The organism is Flavobacterium potami (genome assembly GCF_020026915.1).
GTDB classification, from domain to species: domain Bacteria; phylum Bacteroidota; class Bacteroidia; order Flavobacteriales; family Flavobacteriaceae; genus Flavobacterium; species Flavobacterium potami.
The window spans coordinates 153,441-172,855 of record NZ_JAINUY010000008.1 but is presented as its reverse complement, the minus strand read 5'-3'; the positions used below and the strand labels follow the sequence as shown (position 1 = coordinate 172,855).

15 protein-coding genes and 1 tRNA gene are annotated in these 19,415 nt (G+C 31.2%); 10 read left to right on the top strand and 6 right to left on the bottom strand.

The window, feature by feature from the left end:
- The first annotated feature begins 45 nt into the window (after positions 1–45).
- Positions 46–1,071 carry a DUF2931 family protein gene (locus K6T82_RS21380; protein WP_223710453.1) on the top strand — a complete coding sequence of 342 codons (1,026 nt, stop codon included), beginning with the start codon at positions 46–48 and terminating at the stop codon, positions 1,069–1,071.
- 52 nt (positions 1,072–1,123) lie between these two features.
- On the opposite strand, the gene K6T82_RS21375 is transcribed toward K6T82_RS21380, so the two are convergent.
- Complete coding sequence (locus tag K6T82_RS21375) at positions 1,124–3,415, bottom strand: family 20 glycosylhydrolase (protein WP_223710451.1); 2,292 nt, start codon at positions 3,413–3,415, stop codon at positions 1,124–1,126.
- Between the two features lie 158 nt (positions 3,416–3,573).
- On the opposite strand from K6T82_RS21375, the gene K6T82_RS21370 reads away from it, so the two are divergent.
- Positions 3,574–4,350, top strand: a complete 777-nt coding sequence (locus K6T82_RS21370) for a DeoR/GlpR family DNA-binding transcription regulator (protein WP_223710449.1) — start codon at positions 3,574–3,576, stop codon at positions 4,348–4,350.
- Between the two features lie 22 nt (positions 4,351–4,372).
- The gene (locus K6T82_RS21365) at positions 4,373–5,140 is read left to right on the top strand and encodes an amidohydrolase (protein WP_223710447.1); all 768 of its coding nucleotides are present in this window, start codon (positions 4,373–4,375) and stop codon (positions 5,138–5,140) included.
- Positions 5,141–5,145: 5 nt separating this feature from the next.
- Here K6T82_RS21365 and K6T82_RS21360 read toward each other — a convergent pair whose 3' ends face one another.
- Together K6T82_RS21360 and K6T82_RS21355 are read right to left on the bottom strand one after the other, a co-directional pair.
- Positions 5,146–5,586, bottom strand: a complete 441-nt coding sequence (locus tag K6T82_RS21360) for a cytochrome c oxidase assembly factor Coa1 family protein (RefSeq protein WP_223710445.1) — start codon at positions 5,584–5,586, stop codon at positions 5,146–5,148.
- A 5-nt stretch (positions 5,587–5,591) separates the two neighbouring features.
- Positions 5,592–7,280: an Ig-like domain-containing domain gene (locus K6T82_RS21355; RefSeq protein WP_223710443.1), complete on the bottom strand. Its 1,689-nt coding sequence runs from the start codon at positions 7,278–7,280 to the stop codon at positions 5,592–5,594.
- 300 nt (positions 7,281–7,580) lie between these two features.
- On the opposite strand from K6T82_RS21355, the gene K6T82_RS21350 reads away from it, so the two are divergent.
- The 6 genes from K6T82_RS21350 to K6T82_RS21325 all read left to right on the top strand — a co-directional run bounded on the left by K6T82_RS21350 (position 7,581) and on the right by K6T82_RS21325 (position 14,001).
- A complete protein-coding gene (locus K6T82_RS21350; RefSeq protein WP_223710441.1) occupies positions 7,581–8,456 on the top strand; it encodes a hypothetical protein in 876 nt (291 codons plus the stop codon).
- A complete protein-coding gene (locus K6T82_RS21345; RefSeq protein WP_223710439.1) occupies positions 8,416–10,773 on the top strand; it encodes a hypothetical protein in 2,358 nt (785 codons plus the stop codon). Before K6T82_RS21350 ends, K6T82_RS21345 begins: the two co-directional genes overlap by 41 nt.
- A 9-nt stretch (positions 10,774–10,782) precedes the next feature.
- Positions 10,783–11,187 carry a methylmalonyl-CoA epimerase gene (mce, locus tag K6T82_RS21340; RefSeq protein ID WP_223710437.1) on the top strand — a complete coding sequence of 135 codons (405 nt, stop codon included), beginning with the start codon at positions 10,783–10,785 and terminating at the stop codon, positions 11,185–11,187.
- 146 nt (positions 11,188–11,333) lie between these two features.
- Positions 11,334–11,407: transfer RNA gene (locus K6T82_RS21335), tRNA-Ile, on the top strand.
- A 301-nt stretch (positions 11,408–11,708) separates the two neighbouring features.
- Positions 11,709–12,803 carry an IS3 family transposase gene (locus K6T82_RS21330; RefSeq protein WP_223710435.1) on the top strand — a complete coding sequence of 365 codons (1,095 nt, stop codon included), beginning with the start codon at positions 11,709–11,711 and terminating at the stop codon, positions 12,801–12,803.
- Positions 12,804–12,849: 46 nt separating this feature from the next.
- Positions 12,850–14,001, top strand: coding sequence for an IS3 family transposase (locus K6T82_RS21325; protein ID WP_223710433.1), 1,152 nt, complete (start codon positions 12,850–12,852; stop codon positions 13,999–14,001).
- Positions 14,002–14,130: 129 nt separating this feature from the next.
- On the opposite strand, the gene K6T82_RS21320 is transcribed toward K6T82_RS21325, so the two are convergent.
- The 3 genes from K6T82_RS21320 to K6T82_RS21310 are packed head-to-tail and all read right to left on the bottom strand — an operon-like array spanning position 14,131 to position 16,898.
- Positions 14,131–15,021 (bottom strand): BT4734/BF3469 family protein, encoded by an 891-nt coding sequence (locus K6T82_RS21320; RefSeq protein WP_223710431.1) that lies wholly within the window; start codon positions 15,019–15,021, stop codon positions 14,131–14,133.
- Positions 15,022–15,025: 4 nt separating this feature from the next.
- On the bottom strand, positions 15,026–16,543 hold the full coding sequence (locus tag K6T82_RS21315; RefSeq protein ID WP_223710429.1) for a DNA primase family protein: 1,518 nt from the start codon (positions 16,541–16,543) through the stop codon (positions 15,026–15,028).
- Complete coding sequence (locus K6T82_RS21310) at positions 16,521–16,898, bottom strand: helix-turn-helix domain-containing protein (protein ID WP_223710426.1); 378 nt, start codon at positions 16,896–16,898, stop codon at positions 16,521–16,523. Before K6T82_RS21310 ends, K6T82_RS21315 begins: the two co-directional genes overlap by 23 nt.
- Positions 16,899–17,279: 381 nt before the next feature.
- On the opposite strand from K6T82_RS21310, the gene K6T82_RS21305 reads away from it, so the two are divergent.
- Positions 17,280–19,331: an ATP-binding protein gene (locus K6T82_RS21305; protein ID WP_223710424.1), complete on the top strand. Its 2,052-nt coding sequence runs from the start codon at positions 17,280–17,282 to the stop codon at positions 19,329–19,331.
- Positions 19,332–19,415: the final 84 nt, after the last annotated feature.

Genomic DNA, 19,415 nt, shown 5'->3' with positions numbered 1-19,415 from the left:
TTTTTAGTATTCTTTTTAGCCTCTATACAAATAACAAGCTGTCAAATGATAAAAGAGAAAACACCCGAATGGCATGCCGAAATGTGTCATCCAAATAATGACTATATGGTAGATATGGTAAAAGATGAAATTTTTACCCTAGAGGGCATTCATGCCGGTATGCCGTATGGCAGCTCCTCAGGGAAATGGGGGAATTCAGGAAAAATGTGGACGGAACAGCACGGTACTCCTATTGGGGCAGATCTAACCTATTACGCCAGCTATGATAACGCTTTTTACAGGCTTAAAGTAGATTTTCCTGTAGAAAAGATGAAAGATCTGGTGAGGCGTAACTACGCTTTTAGAGAAATAAAAGGAAAGCTTGTTAAAGAATACATTTACGAGGGAGATTCTGATTTGATTTTTATTCATGATACCGACGCTCCATACAAATCTTATCATTGCCTTTTAAGTATCGTTTTTGGTTTTGCCCCAAAAGGCATGGTTGTGGTCTGGGCAAATTACGGTTTAACGGTAATCGAAATAGGGCGTTATCAAGCGCAGGTTGTTACAGATCCGCAAGAACTAAAGCTGGCAAAAGAGATCCATTTGCGAACCTGGCGTTTTACTCCAGAATATTTTGATGAACTGGCAGCCAAAAAATACAATCCAAATGCGAATTGTCAATTATGGGACATGTACCGTGTACGCTACCAGTGGAAGCCTGTTTTTACTTCTGAGAATGCTGCATTCAGGATTTTTGAGGTAAATACAGAATATTACAATGCCGAAAAAGACCAGATGCTCCGTCATTGGCTTTTAGAAAATAAAATCAGAGACAGGGCACTCCCGCGCGTGATGCAGTTTTTCTGGGAAACAGCAAAAGAAGAAAAATTTGAAGGGAGAATTTTCTTTAACCGTGATGAACTTTTTGAGCGTTTTAAAGCAGCATTGACAGAAAATGAAATCCAGATAAAAATTGCAGAAGACAACCGAAGTATTGTAGTGTTGCTTAATGGTCAGGTTCTTAAAGTGGACAGCATTCGTATTTATCCCAATAGCGATTATGTGTTTAATGAATCTTATAGATAATTGAGTATATTTGAAAAAACGCATCTGCCAATGGTTGATGCGTTTTTTGTTTCTATTCATAATACAATTGCAAATCACTTATTTCTTGTTTTTCTTTTCTTTCCTGCTGTATAAAACAGTTTAAAATCGTTCCGCCAGTTAAATCAAAATAGCTGATGTGGAGTTTGTGAAAGCCTTTTTCGAGTCTAACAGCGCCATAAGCTTCATTAGCCCAATGTATGCCGTCGTTATTTACAATGAGCTCATTATCTATAAAAAGCTTTGATCCATCGTCTGAAAGCGTCGAAAAAGTATAATTTCCTGTTTCTGGAATAAAGATGTATCCGTCGAATTTTAAACCGATATAACGCTCTAATTTCGTTTTCCATTTTTCAGCACTGATTTTGCCTTCTAGAATGCCTGAAGAAAAAGGTTTTGAAAGTTCCAAATCTTGAACTTGTGAAAAATTTCCAATATAATATTCATACTTCAAACCATTCTTGGTAGGTTGAATTGCCAAAGCCGGTTTTAAATCAGGATTTCGAACAATGATTTTATTGATGGAACTTCTTTTCCCGCTTTCGCTGATTTGAATCGTTTTGATAATTCGGTATTCTCCGTTCGGAATATGTATTGTTACTGGATTTTGATACCAATTAGCCGTTTCATCAGGATTATAACCATCAATGGTGTAGAATATTTTTCCGTTTTTGATGGTTGGCTTTAAATCTAAAATATATTTTGAGGCAATTAAAGCCGTTTCATCTGCACCAAAAGGTGTTGGAACTTTATACAATCGATTTTGTAATTCTAGTTTTTCTAAATGATGCGGCAATTGATTTTGAATAAAATGATTGTAATTTTTGTTTTTTGGTTCCGTCCAGGCAATTTCTGCCAAAGCAAACATTCTTGGATAAAGCATATAATTCAATTTCGCTGGACTTGTCAAATATTCAGACCAAAGATTCGCCTGAACTCCAATAATATATTTTTGTTCCTCAACCGATAAACTGTCAATTGGAGTTGGATTGTAGTGGTAGACTTTTTTTAAAGTGCTCAATCTTCCAACCGTAAGCGGTTCGTTTGGAGAATAACCTTGATTGTAATCAAAATAAACGGTTCCTTCTGGTGTCATGACAACGGGATGTTTCATTTTTGCTGCGTGAATGCCACCCGATTCTCCTCTCCAAGACATCACCGCTGCGTTTGGCGCCAATCCGCCTTCTAGAATTTCATCCCAGCCAAAAATCTGTCTTCCGTTGGCATTTAGGAATTTTTCAATTCTTTTAATGAAATAACTTTGCAATTCATGTTCGTCTTTTAAACCTAAGTCTTTGATTCTTTTTTGACAATTCGGACAAACTTTCCATCTTGTTTTTGGACATTCGTCTCCGCCAATATGAATATTTTTACTTGGAAATAAAGCCATAACTTCTGTCAAAACATCTTCGAGAAAAGTAAAAGTTTCGTCTTTTCCGGCGCAAAAAACATCTTCAAAAACGCCCCAAGATTCTACCACTTTATAATTTCGATCTGGAAAACAGGCCAAATTTGGATAAGCTGTAACCGCCGCCGAAGCATGTCCGGGCATTTCGATTTCTGGAATTACATTCACATAATGAGCTTCCGAAAATTTGACAACTTCTTTAATTTCTTCTTGCGTATAAAATCCTCCATACGGATTTCCGTCAAAAAAGAATGGAGTTCTTTCGAATTTATTTCCCACTAAAGTCTGATTTCTTTTTGAACCAATTTCTGTTAGTTTTGGATATTTTTTAATCTCAATTCTCCAGCCTTGATCGTCTGTTAAATGCCAATGAAAGTTGTTTAATTTATAGCTAGACATTTGTGCGATAAAATCTTTTATAACAGCAACAGAGAAAAAATGACGGCAGACGTCTAAATGCAAGCCTCGGTAAGAATATCGAGGTGAATCTTCGATAATTACGCATGGAAGTTTTATTTCTGAAACAATTTTGTTTGGCAGCAATTGCAACAAAGATTGAACAGCATAAAAAAGTCCTTCTTCTTGACCAATAATTGTAATTTTATTCGAAGTGATTTCAATTTTATACCCTTCTTTTGAAGAAAGATTTTGGCTTGAATCAAATTCAATTTTAAGATTTGATTTTTTTGAAGAAGCGAAAACATTCAAAGCCGATTCTAAAATTTTAGCCGATTTAAATTCCTTTTCGCTGTAATTTTTATTTTTAAAAGTAATCTGAACTTTCCCATTTATTCGAATGCTGTCTCCAGTCAATTTATACAAATTTGGAGCGGGAATTATGGAATTGTTTTGTTTTGAGTTTTGCGCTTTTCCATTTAAAAAAGAAAGAACAAAAAATAAAAAAAGGAATTTTTTCATAGGAGAAAAACTTTAGATTTTTATGAAAAACAGTTTTAAAGATATTGAAATGCTTTTAAAATTAACTTATTTAAAATTTTTATTACCAATCCATTTTTTGGTTTCGATGAATTTTGTAATGAAATGTTTATTTTTGTAAATAGAAAAAATCAATCGGCATGAGCACTGAAAATGAAGTTTTAAATTACAGTAAAGAAGAACGTAAAAATCATATTCTAAAAGAGATCAATTTGCACACGCGTGTTAGTTTTGAAACTCTTTCGGCTAAATTGGGTGTTTCCGAAGATACTGTTCGTCGTGATATTAATGAATTGGATGCCGATTCGCTTTTAATTAAAGTGAAAGGCGGAGCCATGACCAAAGGATATCACTATTCTTCATCAAACCAGACTTATGCTGTCGAAGCCAAACAAGTTATTGCTCAAAAAGCGGTTGAACTTCTTCATGACGGAATGGTTTTGATTGTTGATGGTGGAACTACTATTCGTGAGTTTATCCGATTAATTCCAAACGATCTTAATTTGACGGTTTTTACGATTACGGCTTTAACAGCAGTTCAGCTTTTAGATAAACCGAATATCAAAACGATTATGATTGGCGGAAGCATTTCTTCTTACAGTCAGATGTGTGTGAGCGGAGAAGCTTTTCATCAATTGGCCAATATAAAAGCCGATCTTTTGGTTTTAGGAACAAATGCTTTAGACGTTGATGGAGGTTATTCTGATTCTGATTGGGAAACTGTTCAGGTAAAAAAGGCAATGATTCAGGCTTCTAAAAAAACAGCAGTTTTAACGATCACGGAGAAATTAAATACCGTTCTTAAAATGAAAATTGCTAGTTTGTCTGAAGTGAATTATGTAATTACCGAAGAAGAGCCAAATCACGAAAAATTACAACCATACAAAAGCGCTGTTCCGAGTTTGATTGTGATTTAATTTTAATCTAAATTTTTTTAAAATGAAAATTGCTTTAATTCAATCCGATCTTATTTGGGAAAATGCCGCGGCGAACCGAAAAAATTTTGATTCGAAAATAGATCAAATCAATTCGGAAATCAATCTGATTGTGCTTCCAGAAATGTTTTCTACCGGTTTTACCATGAATGCTTCAGATGTTGCAGAAACAATGAGCGGAGAAACCATTGAATGGATGAAATTAAAAGCAAAACAAAAAAATGCAGCCATAACAGGAAGTGTTGTTATTACCGAAAACGGCGAATTCTTTAACCGAATGTTTTTTGTTTTTCCGTCAGGAGATTTTCAATATTACGACAAAAGACATTTGTTTTCGTTGGCGGGAGAAAATGAATTTTATACTCCTGGAACCGAAAAAGTAATTGTAGAATATTTAGATTGGAAAATTTGTCTGCAGATTTGTTACGATCTTCGATTTCCAGTTTTTTCGAGAAATGTCGAAAACTACGATCTTCTTTTGTATGTTGCCAACTGGCCAAAAGTGCGAACAAGTGCTTGGGATACTTTGCTAAATGCCCGCGCCATAGAAAACTTGAGTTACGTTGCCGGCGTAAACAGAATTGGCTTTGACGATAATAATTTTGAACATAACGGACATACCCAATTAATTGATTTTTGGGGAAATTATATAATAAAGCCACAAGAAACAGAAGGTGTTTTTGCGGCTGAATTGGATAAAAATATAATATTGGAAACCCGACGAAAGCTAAATTTCTTGGGCGACCGCGATACTTTTGAAATTAAAATTTAGAAAAATTATTGTTTATTGATGACTATAATTTCTTTATTTGGATTTTTAATTCGAATAATTATTTTTTTGTAATTCCATTGTAGACCATTTCTGTCCGCTTGAATTTCTAATTTTCCATTTTTTATATCACCATTAATTCTGATTGATAAATTGACAGAATTATTGTTGTTTGTGTAAGAAGAACTTCCTTCTAAAATGGCTAACTTGTCAACAGGAGAGATTTTTCCCATGGTTTCTATGACTTCTGGCGTTTTATTGGCATGATTGATTGCCTTTTCATACAAAGTATTTTCTTTGAATGCAGTTACAGTGTCAGATAATCCATTTTTGGAATTGGAGTTTAAGACAGCAATTAAAATTAATATTACTGACAAAATTCCAAAAAGTAACCAAATCCAGTTTTTACTAAACCAGTTTTTTTCAACAATTAATTCGTTGTTATCCATAGAATTTAGAATGCTTTTCGTTTCTTTTCGGCTTCTTTTCTCTTTTTGTCGTCTTGTTTTTTCTCGACTTCCGGATTAAACGGAATGCTTAAGTCGATGGGCTGATCAACATCCCAATTGGAACGGACATCAACAGCTTTCTGATAATAAAAAACCTCTTCGGAATAGGTTTTGTTTAAGAAACTTCCCGTATCGTAAACCTTATTTTTGTTGTCATCATAAATAACACGAATAGTAAATTCCTCCGGAACGACTAAATTGAACTCGATTCTGGTTTGACCTTCGGAATATTCACTTGCAAGAACGTTATCTCCTTTTTTATTTGTTATTTCTACAATTATAGGGAAGCGTTTAACATTTTGCAAATTCAATATTAAATTACCATAATCTTCTAATTCTTTGGTCGTTAATTTATAAGATAAGGTGTCATTTGTTTTTTCATAGAAATCGGTCAGAGCACCTGGAAAGAATGTAAAATTATATTTTTCAGAAGGTTCTTTTTTGAAATCAACGTATAATTTTTGGTCAAACTCATCATATTCAGTAGTAAATTCAACCGCTGTAGAATCTTTATTTACCAGATTGATTTTAGATTTATCAAATTTTACCAAAGGCGTTTCTGTTTCTAAAGTAAAGCGCTCTCTAAAATTAATAACACCATTTTGTACTGCTCTTATATTCAGCGTATCTTTTTTCTGGTCTTTAATCTTTAAATTAAACTTTTTGTTATATTTTTCTTTTTCTACTTGAAGCGATAGTGAATCGGTTTTTAAAGGTTTAAACCATATTTGTAGGGAATCTTTTTTGGGAAATTGCGTGACAATGGTTTCTAAAACCTCATTATGGTTTCTAAGCGTAATTTTTGGTTTTGAATTTTTGAAATCCTGTTTTCCTTCATAAGGAAGCAATAATCTGTTTCCTGAAGCCTGAATTGGTTTGAAAGCCTTTAAAGGCAAAACTTCTTTAAATAATTCTAATTCATAAACCGTATCAGTCGGAATAGTGATGTAATCCTTCAAAAAACCAATCTTGTCGTCTTTTGGGTTGAATTTATTATTACTGCCTTTGTCTTTTAATGCAACCAAAAGATATTTTCCTTCTTTCAAATTCTCAAACTGAAAAGTTCTTAAACTGTCCAAAGTGTTGGTAACGTATCTTGGAAATTCTTTGTAAATGGTAGAATCATTAAATTTCTCATTCACTTCATACAACATCACAGATACAAAATTGTCTACATATTTTTCTTTTGCATCTTTAATTCTTCCGCTCAATTTTAATGAATCGATATAAGGACCGGTTGAAAAAACGTACTTAAATTGGTTCAGTGCATTTCCTTCATTATTATCGGTAATAGCTTGCCCGAAATTAAAACTGTAAGTGGTGTTTGGTTGTAAAGTGTCTCTGATTTCAATCTTTATAAACTTACTAACGTTAGTAGGTGTAATGATTGGTTCAAACTTCATCGGAGGAGAAATAATCAGCTGTTTATTGGTGTTTTTAAGCTTGATATATTCGTCAAAATTTAAAACAATCGTGTTTCCTTTGAAATTGGTGCTGTAATTTTCGGGAAAACTAGAGATTAAAACAGGAGCTAAAGTATCTTTTAAACCGCCGGTAATACTGCCTCTCTTGGCGCAGCTTATCATTGATATCAGAATAATAAATGAAATATATTTGAGAGTGTTTTTCAACATAAGTGTTTTTCAATTTGATTGCACAAAATAACAATTATATTTGCTTTAATTGAAATTTTTTGGCCATTTATTAGGATTTCAAACTTTTACAATTCTTCAGTTTTTTATAATTTGAATATTTTAAAAAGACATAATTTCTTACTTTTGATTCTAAATGTAATTTTCTGAGTTTTGTTAAAACGTTTTTTTTCAATTTTATGTATCTTTTTGCTGTTGTCCTGCAGCAAAACCGAAAAACCGATTGTCTCTTTTTATTATTGGAAAACAATATTTAAATTTTCAAAAACAGAAAAAGAAGTTTTGAAAGAGAATAATGTTCACAAACTTTATATTCGGTATTTTGACATCGGATTGCATCCTGAAAATAAATTTCCAATCCCAATTAGTCCGATTCGCTTTCAAGACAATCCGGGAGAATATACAATTGTTCCTGTTGTTTTTATCCAGAATAAAGTGATGTTGGAAAAGAATCTTGATGTAAATGAATTGGCTCAAAAAACCTTTGATTTTATAGAAGAAATAAATTCTAAAAATAAAATTACCTGTGAGCAAATTCAAATTGACTGCGATTGGACTTTAAGCAGTAAAAACAATTATTTAAAATTTATTGAAGTTTTTAAGAAAGTTTCGAAGAAAAAACTTTCTGCTACGATTCGATTACATCAGGTCAAATATTTCAAAAAAACAAAAATTCCAAATGTCGATTCAGGTGTTTTGATGTATTATAATATGGGATCGATTGCGCCAGATTCTCTTAATTCTATCTACGATCAAAAAGTGGCAGAGCGATATCTTAAAAGTTTAAAGAGATATCCGCTTCATCTCGATTTTGCATTTCCGATTTATTCCTGGGGAGTTCATATTAGAAATAATACAGTAATCGGTCTTCGTTCTAAAATGAATACGAAAGCATTAGAGAAAGATCCGAATTTTGAAAAAACAAGTCCGATTTTCTTTAGGGTAAAACAATCTAATTATAAAAATGGAGTTTTTTATGAAGAGAATGATTTGTTGAAAATAGAAGAAATTAAAACAGAAGATTTGAAAGAAATGGCAAAAGATTTGAAAGATAATCTTATCAGGAAGCCAAACGAAATTATATTTTACGATTTAGACGAATTCAATTTAAATAATTATGAAAAGAACACTTTTGAGCAAATTATTTCTTGTTTCTAGTGCCGTTTTGCTTTCTGCATACGGAATTATATATGCCTGCGCCGGAGGAGACGACTGGGATTTTTTTGGTTACAATTCTAATTTTACGCCAGAAACTTTTGCCGACAAGTCGTATTCGCCTTTATTCTTATCGGGCGGAATTTTTTACGGAATTGGATTTGATACGCAGCATAATTCGCGTTTCAATAAAAATATAAAGTCAGATTGGGCAGATTATCTTAAAGGAAAAGTCGATACGACAACGGTAAATTATTTTTTGATTGGAGACGAAAAACCAAGATATTATTCGGATGACAAAAATGCAATCAAAAACAAAGAAGAAATTACAGATTTGCATGTTTTTTATAAAACAAAAAAAGAAAATAAAAGCACACAAAAATGGAGTAAAAAGCTGAATTTGAAAGATGAAAAAGTTAAAAACTTTGTCGAGTTTTTATATTTGGCCCAAAAAATAGAAACCGTTTCTATTGGAGAAGATTATTGGAGTTACGATCCTGTGGTGGCAAAAACATTTAATGATGCCAAAATGATTCAGTCGATCGAAAATGTCTACAACACTTTGTCTGATCCGTTTTTGAAAAATAGATATTGGTTCCTGACCATGAAAGCACGTTTTTATAGCAATGACAAACAAAAAGCAATTGACTTTTTTAATAAAACAGAAAGTTCAGTTGCTAAAAATACCTTGTATTATCGTGCGTTGGCTTATGTTGCCGGAATTAATTTCAAACAAAAAAAATACGCAGTTTCGAATTATTTGTATGCTCAGGTTTTTGATAAATGCCCCGAGCTAAGAGTGGTAACGGCTTATAGTTTTCATCCAAAAAATGAATCAGACTGGACAAAAGCTTTAGCGATGGCAAAAAACAACAAAGAAAAAGCTGCACTTTGGGCTATTCATGGATATTATAAAGATGAAAAACAAGCAATTGAAAAAATCTACGAATTAGATCCAAAAAGCGAACATTTGAATTATCTGGCTACCAGATTGGTTAATTCTTTAGAGCAAAAAATGAACAATTCATTTCAGCAAAACGGAGGAGAAAATCAGCCGAAAAAATCACAAACGGTTGCCGAAAACAAAACAGAAAACAAGGCGAAAATTGACAACAGTGCAGTTGATTTAATTGCTAAAATTGCTGCGGCAGGAAATACAGAAAAACCGTATTTGTGGGATATTGCGATCGGATATTTGCAAACCTTAAAAGGAGATTATGCCAATGCAGATAAAAATTACAACAAAGCAGCAAAAACGCTTCCTAAAACAGAATTGGCAAATTATCAAATTCGATTGTTGCGTTTTGTAAATAATCTGAGCAAGATTGAAAAGCTAGACGATACAAATGTGAAAACTGTTTTGGCAGATTTAAACTGGCTTTATTTCGAATTGCCGAAAACGTATAAAGGCAATGAATTCCGTTATCAGAATGCTGCCCAATGGAGTAAAAATTATTTGTCTTCTTTATACAAATCAAAACCAAATTGGGTAATGGCAGAATTGTTTAATGAATCACGTTACAGCTACTGGAACGATGGGAATTCATTTTATGATAACGAAAAGAGTTTGCTGGAAATGAAAAGCTTTTTGGAGAAATCGAATAAATCTGAAATCGAAAAAATTGGTGCTGGAATTTACAGTTTGAAATTAAAGGATATTAATAATTTCCAGGCAGTTCAGGCGACTTTCAAAAATAAAATTCCGGAGGCGATTGAGTTTCTGAAACAGGCGGATTCTGTTCAATATTATAAATTTTTAGGAAATCCGTTTAATGGAAGTATAAAAGACTGTCACGATTGTGATCACGTTGCGTATCAAAAAAGAAAGTATACGTACATGGATTTCTTGACAACTATAAAAGAAATGCAGGATAAGCTAACAAAAAAAGAAGATGTTTACACAAATAGTCTTTTGCTTGGAAATGCGTTTTATAATATTTCTCATTTTGGAAACGGAAGAACTTTTTACGAAATTAGTATTGTAGGTTACGGTTCGAGTCCTTATTCATTTAGAAATGCGATGAAAGAAATGATTACCAATAATTCGGTTTCTAAAATGTATTATCAGAAAGCTTTTGAAGCGGCATCAAACAAAGAACAAAAAGCAAAATGTTTGTATCTGATTTCGAAATGCGAGCGAAACGAATATTACAATAAAAAATACAGTGCTATAAACAACTATTGGGATATTCAGGATGACAAAGTTAATTTTATTGCTTGGAATTCATTTAAAACTTTAAGAAAAGACTATTCTGATACCAAATATTATCAGGATGTAATTGCAGAATGCGGTTATTTCAATACTTATATCAACCAATAAATTGCAGACATGGTAAACAAAATTGAACATATCGGAATTGCGGTGAAAAATATGGATGATGCCAATGTTTTGTTTGAAAAAATGTTGGGTGTTCCATCCTATAAAATGGAAGCGGTAGAAAGCGAAGGTGTTCTAACGTCCTTTTTTCAAACAGGAAATAATAAAATAGAACTTCTAGTTGCAACCAATCCGGAAAGTCCGATTGCGAAATTTTTGGAAAAAAAGGGAGAGGGGATTCACCACATCGCTTTTGATGTTGATAATATCGAAGCTGAAATTATACGTTTAAAAAACGAAGGTTTTGTTTTAATTAATGAAGTTCCGAAGAAAGGCGCAGACAATAAATGGGTTGTTTTTTTGCATCCAAAGAACACAAATGGCGTTTTGGTAGAGCTTTGTCAGGAAATTAAATAAAAAAATCTCTTTTTAGTTTTTAAATAAGGTGTTGAAAATCAATTTCGTTTTTAAGATTCGAAGAAAGATTTAAAATTAAATTCAAATGATGTCTTAAAATATTTGGAGTGAATGAAAAATAGTAGTAATATTGCATCCTCTAAACCGGTCCTATAGCTCAGCTGGTTAGAGCACCTGACTCATAATCAGGTGGTCCCTGGTTCGAGCCCAGGTGGGACCACTGGTTGAAAGCCAAGCACTTACGAAGAAATTTGTAAGTGCTTTTTTTTTGCTTGTTGCACACAATTTGCACACAACTTTCTGCAATTACTAAATTTGGATAATTTATGATAAAAATATATCTAGTGAAATCTGTGATTTAATAATAAAAGATATTTATTTGTATTATTATTTATCATCCCAAATAATTCTTCAATTAGTTAAATAGAAAATACTTACATTAAGCTGATATTGAATTATTTATATATCGGCATCATAATATTTCTTAAATTCACATGAGAATAGTACTTGAAATTTAAGAAATGGAATGTAAAATTTACGATAGAAATTTCAAATTTAAAGCAATTCAATTGGGTTCTGAATTGGGCGTGAGAAAAGCTTCAAGAGAACTTGGTATAGCATCATCACATATAAGTAGATGGCGAAGAGAGTTTCTGAAATATGGAGAGTCAAGTTTTTGCGGAACAGGAAAGTCCAGACTTACGCCTGAAGAAAAACTATTTTCTGAAAAACAAAGAAAACTAAAAAGAGAGCTTAAAGAATCATTACTTAAAATTGAGATTTTTAAAAGTGGGCATAAGTATGTTTCTCAAGGGAGATCAATGACCTATCATTTTATTGAAAATAATGTAGAAAAGTATACGCTCAAAAAAATATGCAAAGTTTTTGGAGTTAGCAGAAATGCATATATTAGATGGAAAAGTCAGGTGATTTCTCCGACAGAGAGTAGAACAAATTTATTAAAGAAAGAAATAACTTCAATTTTTTTTGAATACAAAAAAATATATGGTAGCAGGAGAATTGCAGCTGAATTACGAAGTCGAGGTTTTACGATTTCAGCACGGCAAGTTTGTAGTCATATGAGAGAACTAGGTCTGGTCAGCAAGCTGAGAGGAACTTATAAGGTCAAAAATGTTTCGCGTTACAATCCTTATATTTTTCCTAATATTTTAGATCAACAATTCACAGTTGAAGAACCTTCTAAAACTTGGGTTTCAGGAATAAGTCGTATCCAAACGATGGACGGACTTTTGTTTTTAACTATTATTATGGATTTGTTTGACAGGAAAATTATAGGCTGGAGCTTGAGTAATGGATTGACCGTCAGAGAAACCGCAATGCCATCTTGGACGATGGCAGTTAAAAACAGGAAAACAAAAGAAGGTTTATTATTTCATTCTGACAGATCGGCTCAATACGCAAACAAGATATTTACTCGTAAATTAAACTCCTATAAGTTCATTAGACGAAGCATGAATCGAAAAGGAAATCATTCTGACAATTCTGTGTGCGAAAGCTATTTTACTTCCCTTAAGTCTAAACTGGCGGATTTAAATGTGTATTTAACTAAAGAACAGATGGTAGAGAAAATATCTGAATGTCTGAAAGAAAATTAATAATAAAGAAATTCTGCGATAAATATCAAACTTCAATCTATGAGATATGAAACACTATGAACGTACTTTCAAAGAGAATGCAGTTAAATTAAGTTATGAGCGAGGAAAAGGGCAGATTGCAGGTTTTGCAAGAGAGCTGGGAATAGCTCCTGATTACCTATACAAATGGAGACAAGACTTTGAAAAATATGGAACAGGCAGTTTCTGCGGATGTGGTCATCCAAAAATGACTCCTCAACAAGCCGTCATTACCAGTCTTGAAAAAAAAATCAAAGATTCAAAAATTACGCTGGAAATTTTAAAAAAAGGAACCAGATATGTTTCGAAAGGAAAAATAATGACTAAAAATTTCATTGAAAACAATAAATCACAATATTCGATTCAAAAAATATGTGCCGTGTTAGAAGTATCGGAAACAACATATTATAGAAGAAAAAAGCAGGAGATTACAGATACAGAGGCTAGAGTAATTTTATTAAAACAAGAAATTACATCCATATTTTATGAATTTGAAAAAGGCTATGGATGCACTAAAATTACAAAGGAACTTCAAAGTAGAGGATTTAAGATAAAAAACTCTTCAGTAAAATTTTACATGAGAATGCTAGGTTTGCGTAGCATAGCTAAAAGAAATTATAAAGTGACAACTGACTCATATCATAATAACTATGTAGTTCCAAATGTTTTAAATAGAGAATTTAGGGTTAGTGAGCCTGATGTAGCTTGGGTTTCAGACATTACATATATACAGACAACCAAAGGCTTTTTATATCTTACCATTATTATGGATTTATTTGATAGGAAAATCATAGGATGGAGTTTAAGCACAAAAATGAGCACTAAAGCAACAATTTTACCTGCATGGGATATGGCTGTTACTAAAAGAAAAATTACGAAAAATTTAATATTCCATTCTGATAGAGGTGTTCAATACGCCAACAAAATTTTCACTAGTAAATTAGAATCTTATAAGTGTGTAACACGTAGTATGAGTCGTAAACAAAATCATAATGATAATTCTGTGTCTGAAAGCTTTTTTGGGTCTTTCAAAAGGGAATTAATTAATCGAAACAAACTTCTGCCGAGAAAACAGATGAGAGTTGAGGTACAGGAATATATTGAAAATTGGTATAATAAAAAAAGGAGGCATTCATTTTTAGGTTATAAGACAATCGAAGAATTTAATGAATTCAATTAAGAAAAAAATATCGTGATTTCTAAAGTTTTTGAATTTTTTGATGTTTCTGTTGTCATATTTTACAAGCCTTAATGAAATCTCAAAAAAAGGGAAAAACCACAACTAAACTTAATTAATTGTGGTTGTTTTTTAAGCAATTCCTTTTTGAACAAAACCGTATTGTTCTGCCCAATAAAAAAACGTTCCAATAGAGTAACCATAATTATTCTCTATACATTTTGAATAAAAACTGTCACAGCTTTCTGAACTATATTTTGGATGATTTTGCGAAATTAAATCAAACATTTCACGACCCTCCTCACCAAATTCACTAGCTAATGCACAGCCAATCTGAAACCATTGCTCGTATTTTTCAGTTAGATCTATTCCTGAATTAATAACTTTATTTATTGTGTCGATAACTTTACTATTAGTATTTTTTAAAGTCTTTTTTTTCTTGTTTAGTTTTTCTTTTGAAGCTTTTTCTTTACGATTATTTTCTACAACATGTTTAAAGACAACTGCATTTTCGTTAATATAGGCATTGACATCATAAGAATAACCTCTTAGCCTCGTAATGTCACTGCAAGCTTTATCTAATGTTATACATAATTTTTCAAAGCATTTTTTTAATGCTTCGAAGTGTTCCTTGTGTTTTTCAGGAAATTGAATAGGTATCAATGCGAACACTCCATTGCCACTGACCGAAACTGAAGCATATGCAATGTTGCTTATTTTTGATAATTCATCTCGTAGTTGTTCGAAATTACTTATTCTTGGGTTATCTCCCGCGTCAATATCAATACATATAAATCCGCTATGTTTTATCAGGGATGATGCATTTCTTTTACAAAAAACTCCACTTGGAGTTATCGCAGGTAATTTACTTTTGAGAAAAGTTCGGTCATCTTTATTTGTAGTATTTCGAATAAATTCAACTTCATCTTTATATGTAGTGTCATGTAACCAATCCCAAAGACTTACGTCTTTAGGATTGGTATCTTTAAAATTTTTAAATTTGCTTACTATAGTATTTCTCATAGGTTTATTTTTTGTGTGCATTTTCAACAAGTTCTAAAAAAGGATCATTTTCGTTTGGAAAAATGATTTTTTCAATCCAAACAAATGTGTAATTATTAGTACTTTTATGTTGAACTTCAAAATTTAACTCTGTTAATCTTTTGCTGAAATTAGCTTGTGAAAAAGGACGTTGACCACTTTCTGTGCAGTAAGTTCTGTAGTTAAAATATAATTCTTTGAGTTTTATTCTGGTATTCGTTGATTTTTTCCAGTTTTCCTCATCTATAAAAAGTGAAACACTGTTAGTTTCTCCTTTATATTTTATCAAATCTTGTTCAGCTACAGTTGATTTCGAAAATCCCTGTTGTAAAATGAGTCTATTCAAACCTTCTAGGACTATATTGAAAACTCCACTTAACTCGTCTTTTATAATTTTACTTGCTAAGTGAATATCTTTTTCTTCATCTGAAATTTTTTGATTAAACCCTAATATTAATTGTCTTCTAAAAAAAGCCTCAGTATGTTCTATTTCTGGAAGTTTATTTGCATTAACCATAAATTTGCAGTAATCATCTATGATTATAGGTTCCTTGTGTGGTGATCTTGCCTCAATTGGTTCCCCAGAGACAAGTTTTTTAAAGTTTTGGATATTAATTTTTCCGCCAGACTCGGATGCATAATTAAGTAATTTGGATTCTATATGTACTCTATGGTATCCTCTTTCATCGCACAAACTTTCCATTGCAAAATTTGTTACATTTTCTTTTCCTAACAAAGCCATAATTATTTCAAATAAAACAGATTTTCCATTTGAGCCAGATCCATAAAGAATTAAGATTTTTTCTAATTTCATTTTTTTTGTCAATGTGTACGCAATGTATTCTGCAAGAATTTTTTGACTGTCTAAGTCGGGTAGTACTCTATTGAGATATTTCGTGAAAAGTGGAGCCTTGGCTGTTGGATCATAACAAAATGAAAGTTGATATTTTAAATTATCTTCTTTATTGTGTGGTTTTAGTTCACTTACTTCATTAGATTCACCAAATCCAATGTGGAAAGTGCCATTTGCAAGGTTGATTTTATGAGTTTTACTATTTTGATCTTTGAGAAATAATGATGCATCAAATGTAAATTGAGAAAATAAATGCTCACTAGTTGAAGCCTTTTTAGCTAATTGTAGTGGAATTCCACATTTAAAAGCTACTTGGCTTAAAAAACATCTAAACAAAGTTTCATTTAAAATTTTCCAATATGCCTTTCTATAAATATAAATCTGGTAGTTTTCATACCCTAAACTAGTCTCTAGTTTATCACTGACTTCTAATAAATTTTCGATTACAAGCACAGCCCAGCCATCTTCTAATTTAACTTTGCTTCCTTCTGTTTCGGTAAAAATCTTAGGTATTGAATTTAAAATTTCTTTTAATGCAGGGTCTTTATAGACAGCTTTCGTAATTCTAGATTGATAATTACTGTCACTTTTAATTTCATCATTATTTTTATCTATATTTAGATAGATATTATTTAAATCTATTTCTCCCATTATTTTTATGTATTTTATTTTGTGCAGAATTTGAAATTTTACTTACAGATTCTAATTTGTGTACATTTTGTTCTTTTAATTGAAGCGAGATCCATTTTTCTAATTCGTCCTCACTAAACACTAATCGATTTCCAAATCGACGAAATGAAATAGAATTATTAGATGTTAATTTATAAATACTCGATTTAGAGATTTTTATCCCCTTTTCTTGTAAAAAGAGTACTGCTTGATCAAGTGAAAGTTTTTTAGGAGGGGGTTTGATAATTTGTTCTGTTTTGAGTTTTGATTCAATCTTCGTTATAGAATCAATAATGAAATCAATTTTTTCAAAAATGTTTTCAAGTGTTGTATTCATTTAAATTTTTTTAATCTGAAACTTCAGTGTTTCAGATTTGTGATTATTTTAAAAGAATCTCAATGTTAGGTTGAATAAAATTCATTTCTATTAATTATCTGTATATCAGTATTTTATATACTTTTTCAGTGCTTTGTTGTTGAGGTAATTATTGTGGTTTAAGTGAAATAAATGAAGTAAGTGAATAAAAAATGACAATAAAACACATGAAAATCTCTTAAATTCATATTATGAAAATTGAATTTATCCTGTCTCTAGTAAGTAATATTTAGTTAAAATGTTTTTCAAAATTTTTGTATTAGTAAATTATTTAAAATTCCAAAACTATAAATATGATTAATTATAAGTAAAACTTTATATTTATAACCAATTACACAGCAAATGAAAAAACATACAACTCAACTTACGTCAAAAAGTATTGAAGGAAGTGGTTTGCCAACTGATTATAAGAAGGCGATAGCTGAATATATTTGGAATAGTTTTGATGCAAATGCTTCAATAGTTGAAATAAATTTCAGAGCAAATGGAATACAGGCTATTCAGAGTTTTTCCATTGCTGATAATGGTACTGGTATAAACTTTTCTAATATTGCAGATACCTTTGGGAACTTTATGGTCTCATTAAAAGCAAATTCATTTTCAGATACAGGATTTATTAAAGGTAAAAAAGGAAAGGGTAGATATTCTTTTTCTATCTTTTGTAGTAAAGCAAAATGGGATACAACATTTATATCTGAAGAAGGTCATTATTTAAATTATATTATACAGATAAACAGAGAAGAAATCCAGAATTTTCAAACTGGTGATACATCAATAAAGAAGAATACCCAAACTGGTACGAAAGTAATATTTGAAGATTTTTATAATTTAACAGGTGATTTGTTAGATAATGAAGATTTTGAGAAGTACTTGGCTAATGAATTTGGATGGTTTTTATATTTAAATAAGGATAGAGATTACAAAATTATTATCAATAGCAGACCACTAAATTATGAAAGCGTAATTGGTGATTCTGAGGACAGAGATATTACTTATGGTGATTTTGTTTTCAAAATCAGCTTTTTAAGATGGAATGAGAAAATTGGTGACAAGTATTATTATTACTTTCTAAATACTGATAAAAAAGAAGCTTATAGGAAACATACATCATTTAATAATAAAACAGCGGATTTTCACCATTCTGTATATATAGAATCTAGTTATTTTGATAGTTTCAAACCTACAAAATTAGATCATCCAGTGCTTGATCAAACGTTTAATCAAAGTGATCCTGTTTTTAAGCTTTTAGTGGAGAATCTAAATGAATTAGTCGGTCAAAAAGAGAAAGCTTTTATACGAGATTTAAAAGCTGGCGAGCTAATTGAAAGTTATAATCAACGAAATATTTTCCCAATATTTGGAAGTAACAAATATGAACAGTTGAGAAAAGACGATCTTGAGAATGTTGTTAAAGAACTGTATAGCGTTCAACCAAAAATTTTTCAAAATTTAAGTATTCCACAGAGTAAAACTATAGTTGGCTTTTTAAATCTATTGCTTGATACAGACCAAAGAGAGCATGTTTTAAGTATAATTGATAATGTTGTTAAGTTAACGGACGAAGAAAGAAGAGAGCTTTCATCAGTTTTAAAATCAACAAAACTTTCTCAGATTACGCATTTGGTTAGATTCTTAGAAAACAGATATACAATAGTTAATATTTTAAAATTACTAGTTTTTGATCTAAAGAAGTTTACCGATGAAAGAAATCATATTCAAAAAATTATAGAGGAAAACTATTGGATTTTCGGAGAACAATACCATTTAGTTTCTGCAGATAAGAATTTTGAAATTCTTTTGAATAACTATTATTCACACCTTGAAAATAATAAGAAAAAAAATGAAAAAATTGATCATGTAAATAAGTTAAAAAGACCTGATATATTCATTGCGAGGAAGTCTGAGATTATTGACACTAATGATTCAGATTCTACAGTTGAAGAAAATATTATTGTTGAACTTAAAAGGCCCAGTGTTATAATAGGAAATGATCAATTTCAACAAGTAGAGCGATATCTTCGATTTATAATTGAAGATGATAGATTTAATAGTGTTACTAGAACTTGGAAATTTATACTGGTAGGAACAAAAGTGGATGATTATATTAGGGATCTACATGTTAGCCAAAAAGAGAAGGGGAAAAAATACTTAATTCAATCTATTAGAAATTATGAAATATATGCAATGACATGGGATGATTTATTTAGAATTTTTACAATTAAACATAAGCACCTTATAGATAAATTGGAATTCAAAACTATTGTTATCGAAGAATTGCAATTAAAGGGTATAAATTTAGACAAGAGTGGATCAGACATACTTACACAAATTGCTCTTTCAAAAGATAAAACAATTCTTGTAGATGGTTTCGCTGATGATGATTTACCATTTTAATTCTTAAGCAATTAAAAAAACGACTTTCAAATTAAAGGTTTTTCTTATATTTGGGTGTCTAACCAAGATTAATGTTATATTATA

Coding starts and splice junctions, on each gene's coding strand:
- K6T82_RS21380 (WP_223710453.1), top strand. CDS start 46: ATGATAAAAGAGAAAACACCCGAATGGCATGCCGAAATGTGTCATCCA.
- K6T82_RS21375 (WP_223710451.1), bottom strand. CDS start 3,415: ATGAAAAAATTCCTTTTTTTATTTTTTGTTCTTTCTTTTTTAAATGGA.
- K6T82_RS21370 (WP_223710449.1), top strand. CDS start 3,574: ATGAGCACTGAAAATGAAGTTTTAAATTACAGTAAAGAAGAACGTAAA.
- K6T82_RS21365 (WP_223710447.1), top strand. CDS start 4,373: ATGAAAATTGCTTTAATTCAATCCGATCTTATTTGGGAAAATGCCGCG.
- K6T82_RS21360 (WP_223710445.1), bottom strand. CDS start 5,586: ATGGATAACAACGAATTAATTGTTGAAAAAAACTGGTTTAGTAAAAAC.
- K6T82_RS21355 (WP_223710443.1), bottom strand. CDS start 7,280: ATGTTGAAAAACACTCTCAAATATATTTCATTTATTATTCTGATATCA.
- K6T82_RS21345 (WP_223710439.1), top strand. CDS start 8,416: ATGAAAAGAACACTTTTGAGCAAATTATTTCTTGTTTCTAGTGCCGTT.
- mce (WP_223710437.1), top strand. CDS start 10,783: ATGGTAAACAAAATTGAACATATCGGAATTGCGGTGAAAAATATGGAT.
- K6T82_RS21330 (WP_223710435.1), top strand. CDS start 11,709: ATGGAATGTAAAATTTACGATAGAAATTTCAAATTTAAAGCAATTCAA.
- K6T82_RS21325 (WP_223710433.1), top strand. CDS start 12,850: ATGAAACACTATGAACGTACTTTCAAAGAGAATGCAGTTAAATTAAGT.
- K6T82_RS21320 (WP_223710431.1), bottom strand. CDS start 15,021: ATGAGAAATACTATAGTAAGCAAATTTAAAAATTTTAAAGATACCAAT.
- K6T82_RS21315 (WP_223710429.1), bottom strand. CDS start 16,543: ATGGGAGAAATAGATTTAAATAATATCTATCTAAATATAGATAAAAAT.
- K6T82_RS21310 (WP_223710426.1), bottom strand. CDS start 16,898: ATGAATACAACACTTGAAAACATTTTTGAAAAAATTGATTTCATTATT.
- K6T82_RS21305 (WP_223710424.1), top strand. CDS start 17,280: ATGAAAAAACATACAACTCAACTTACGTCAAAAAGTATTGAAGGAAGT.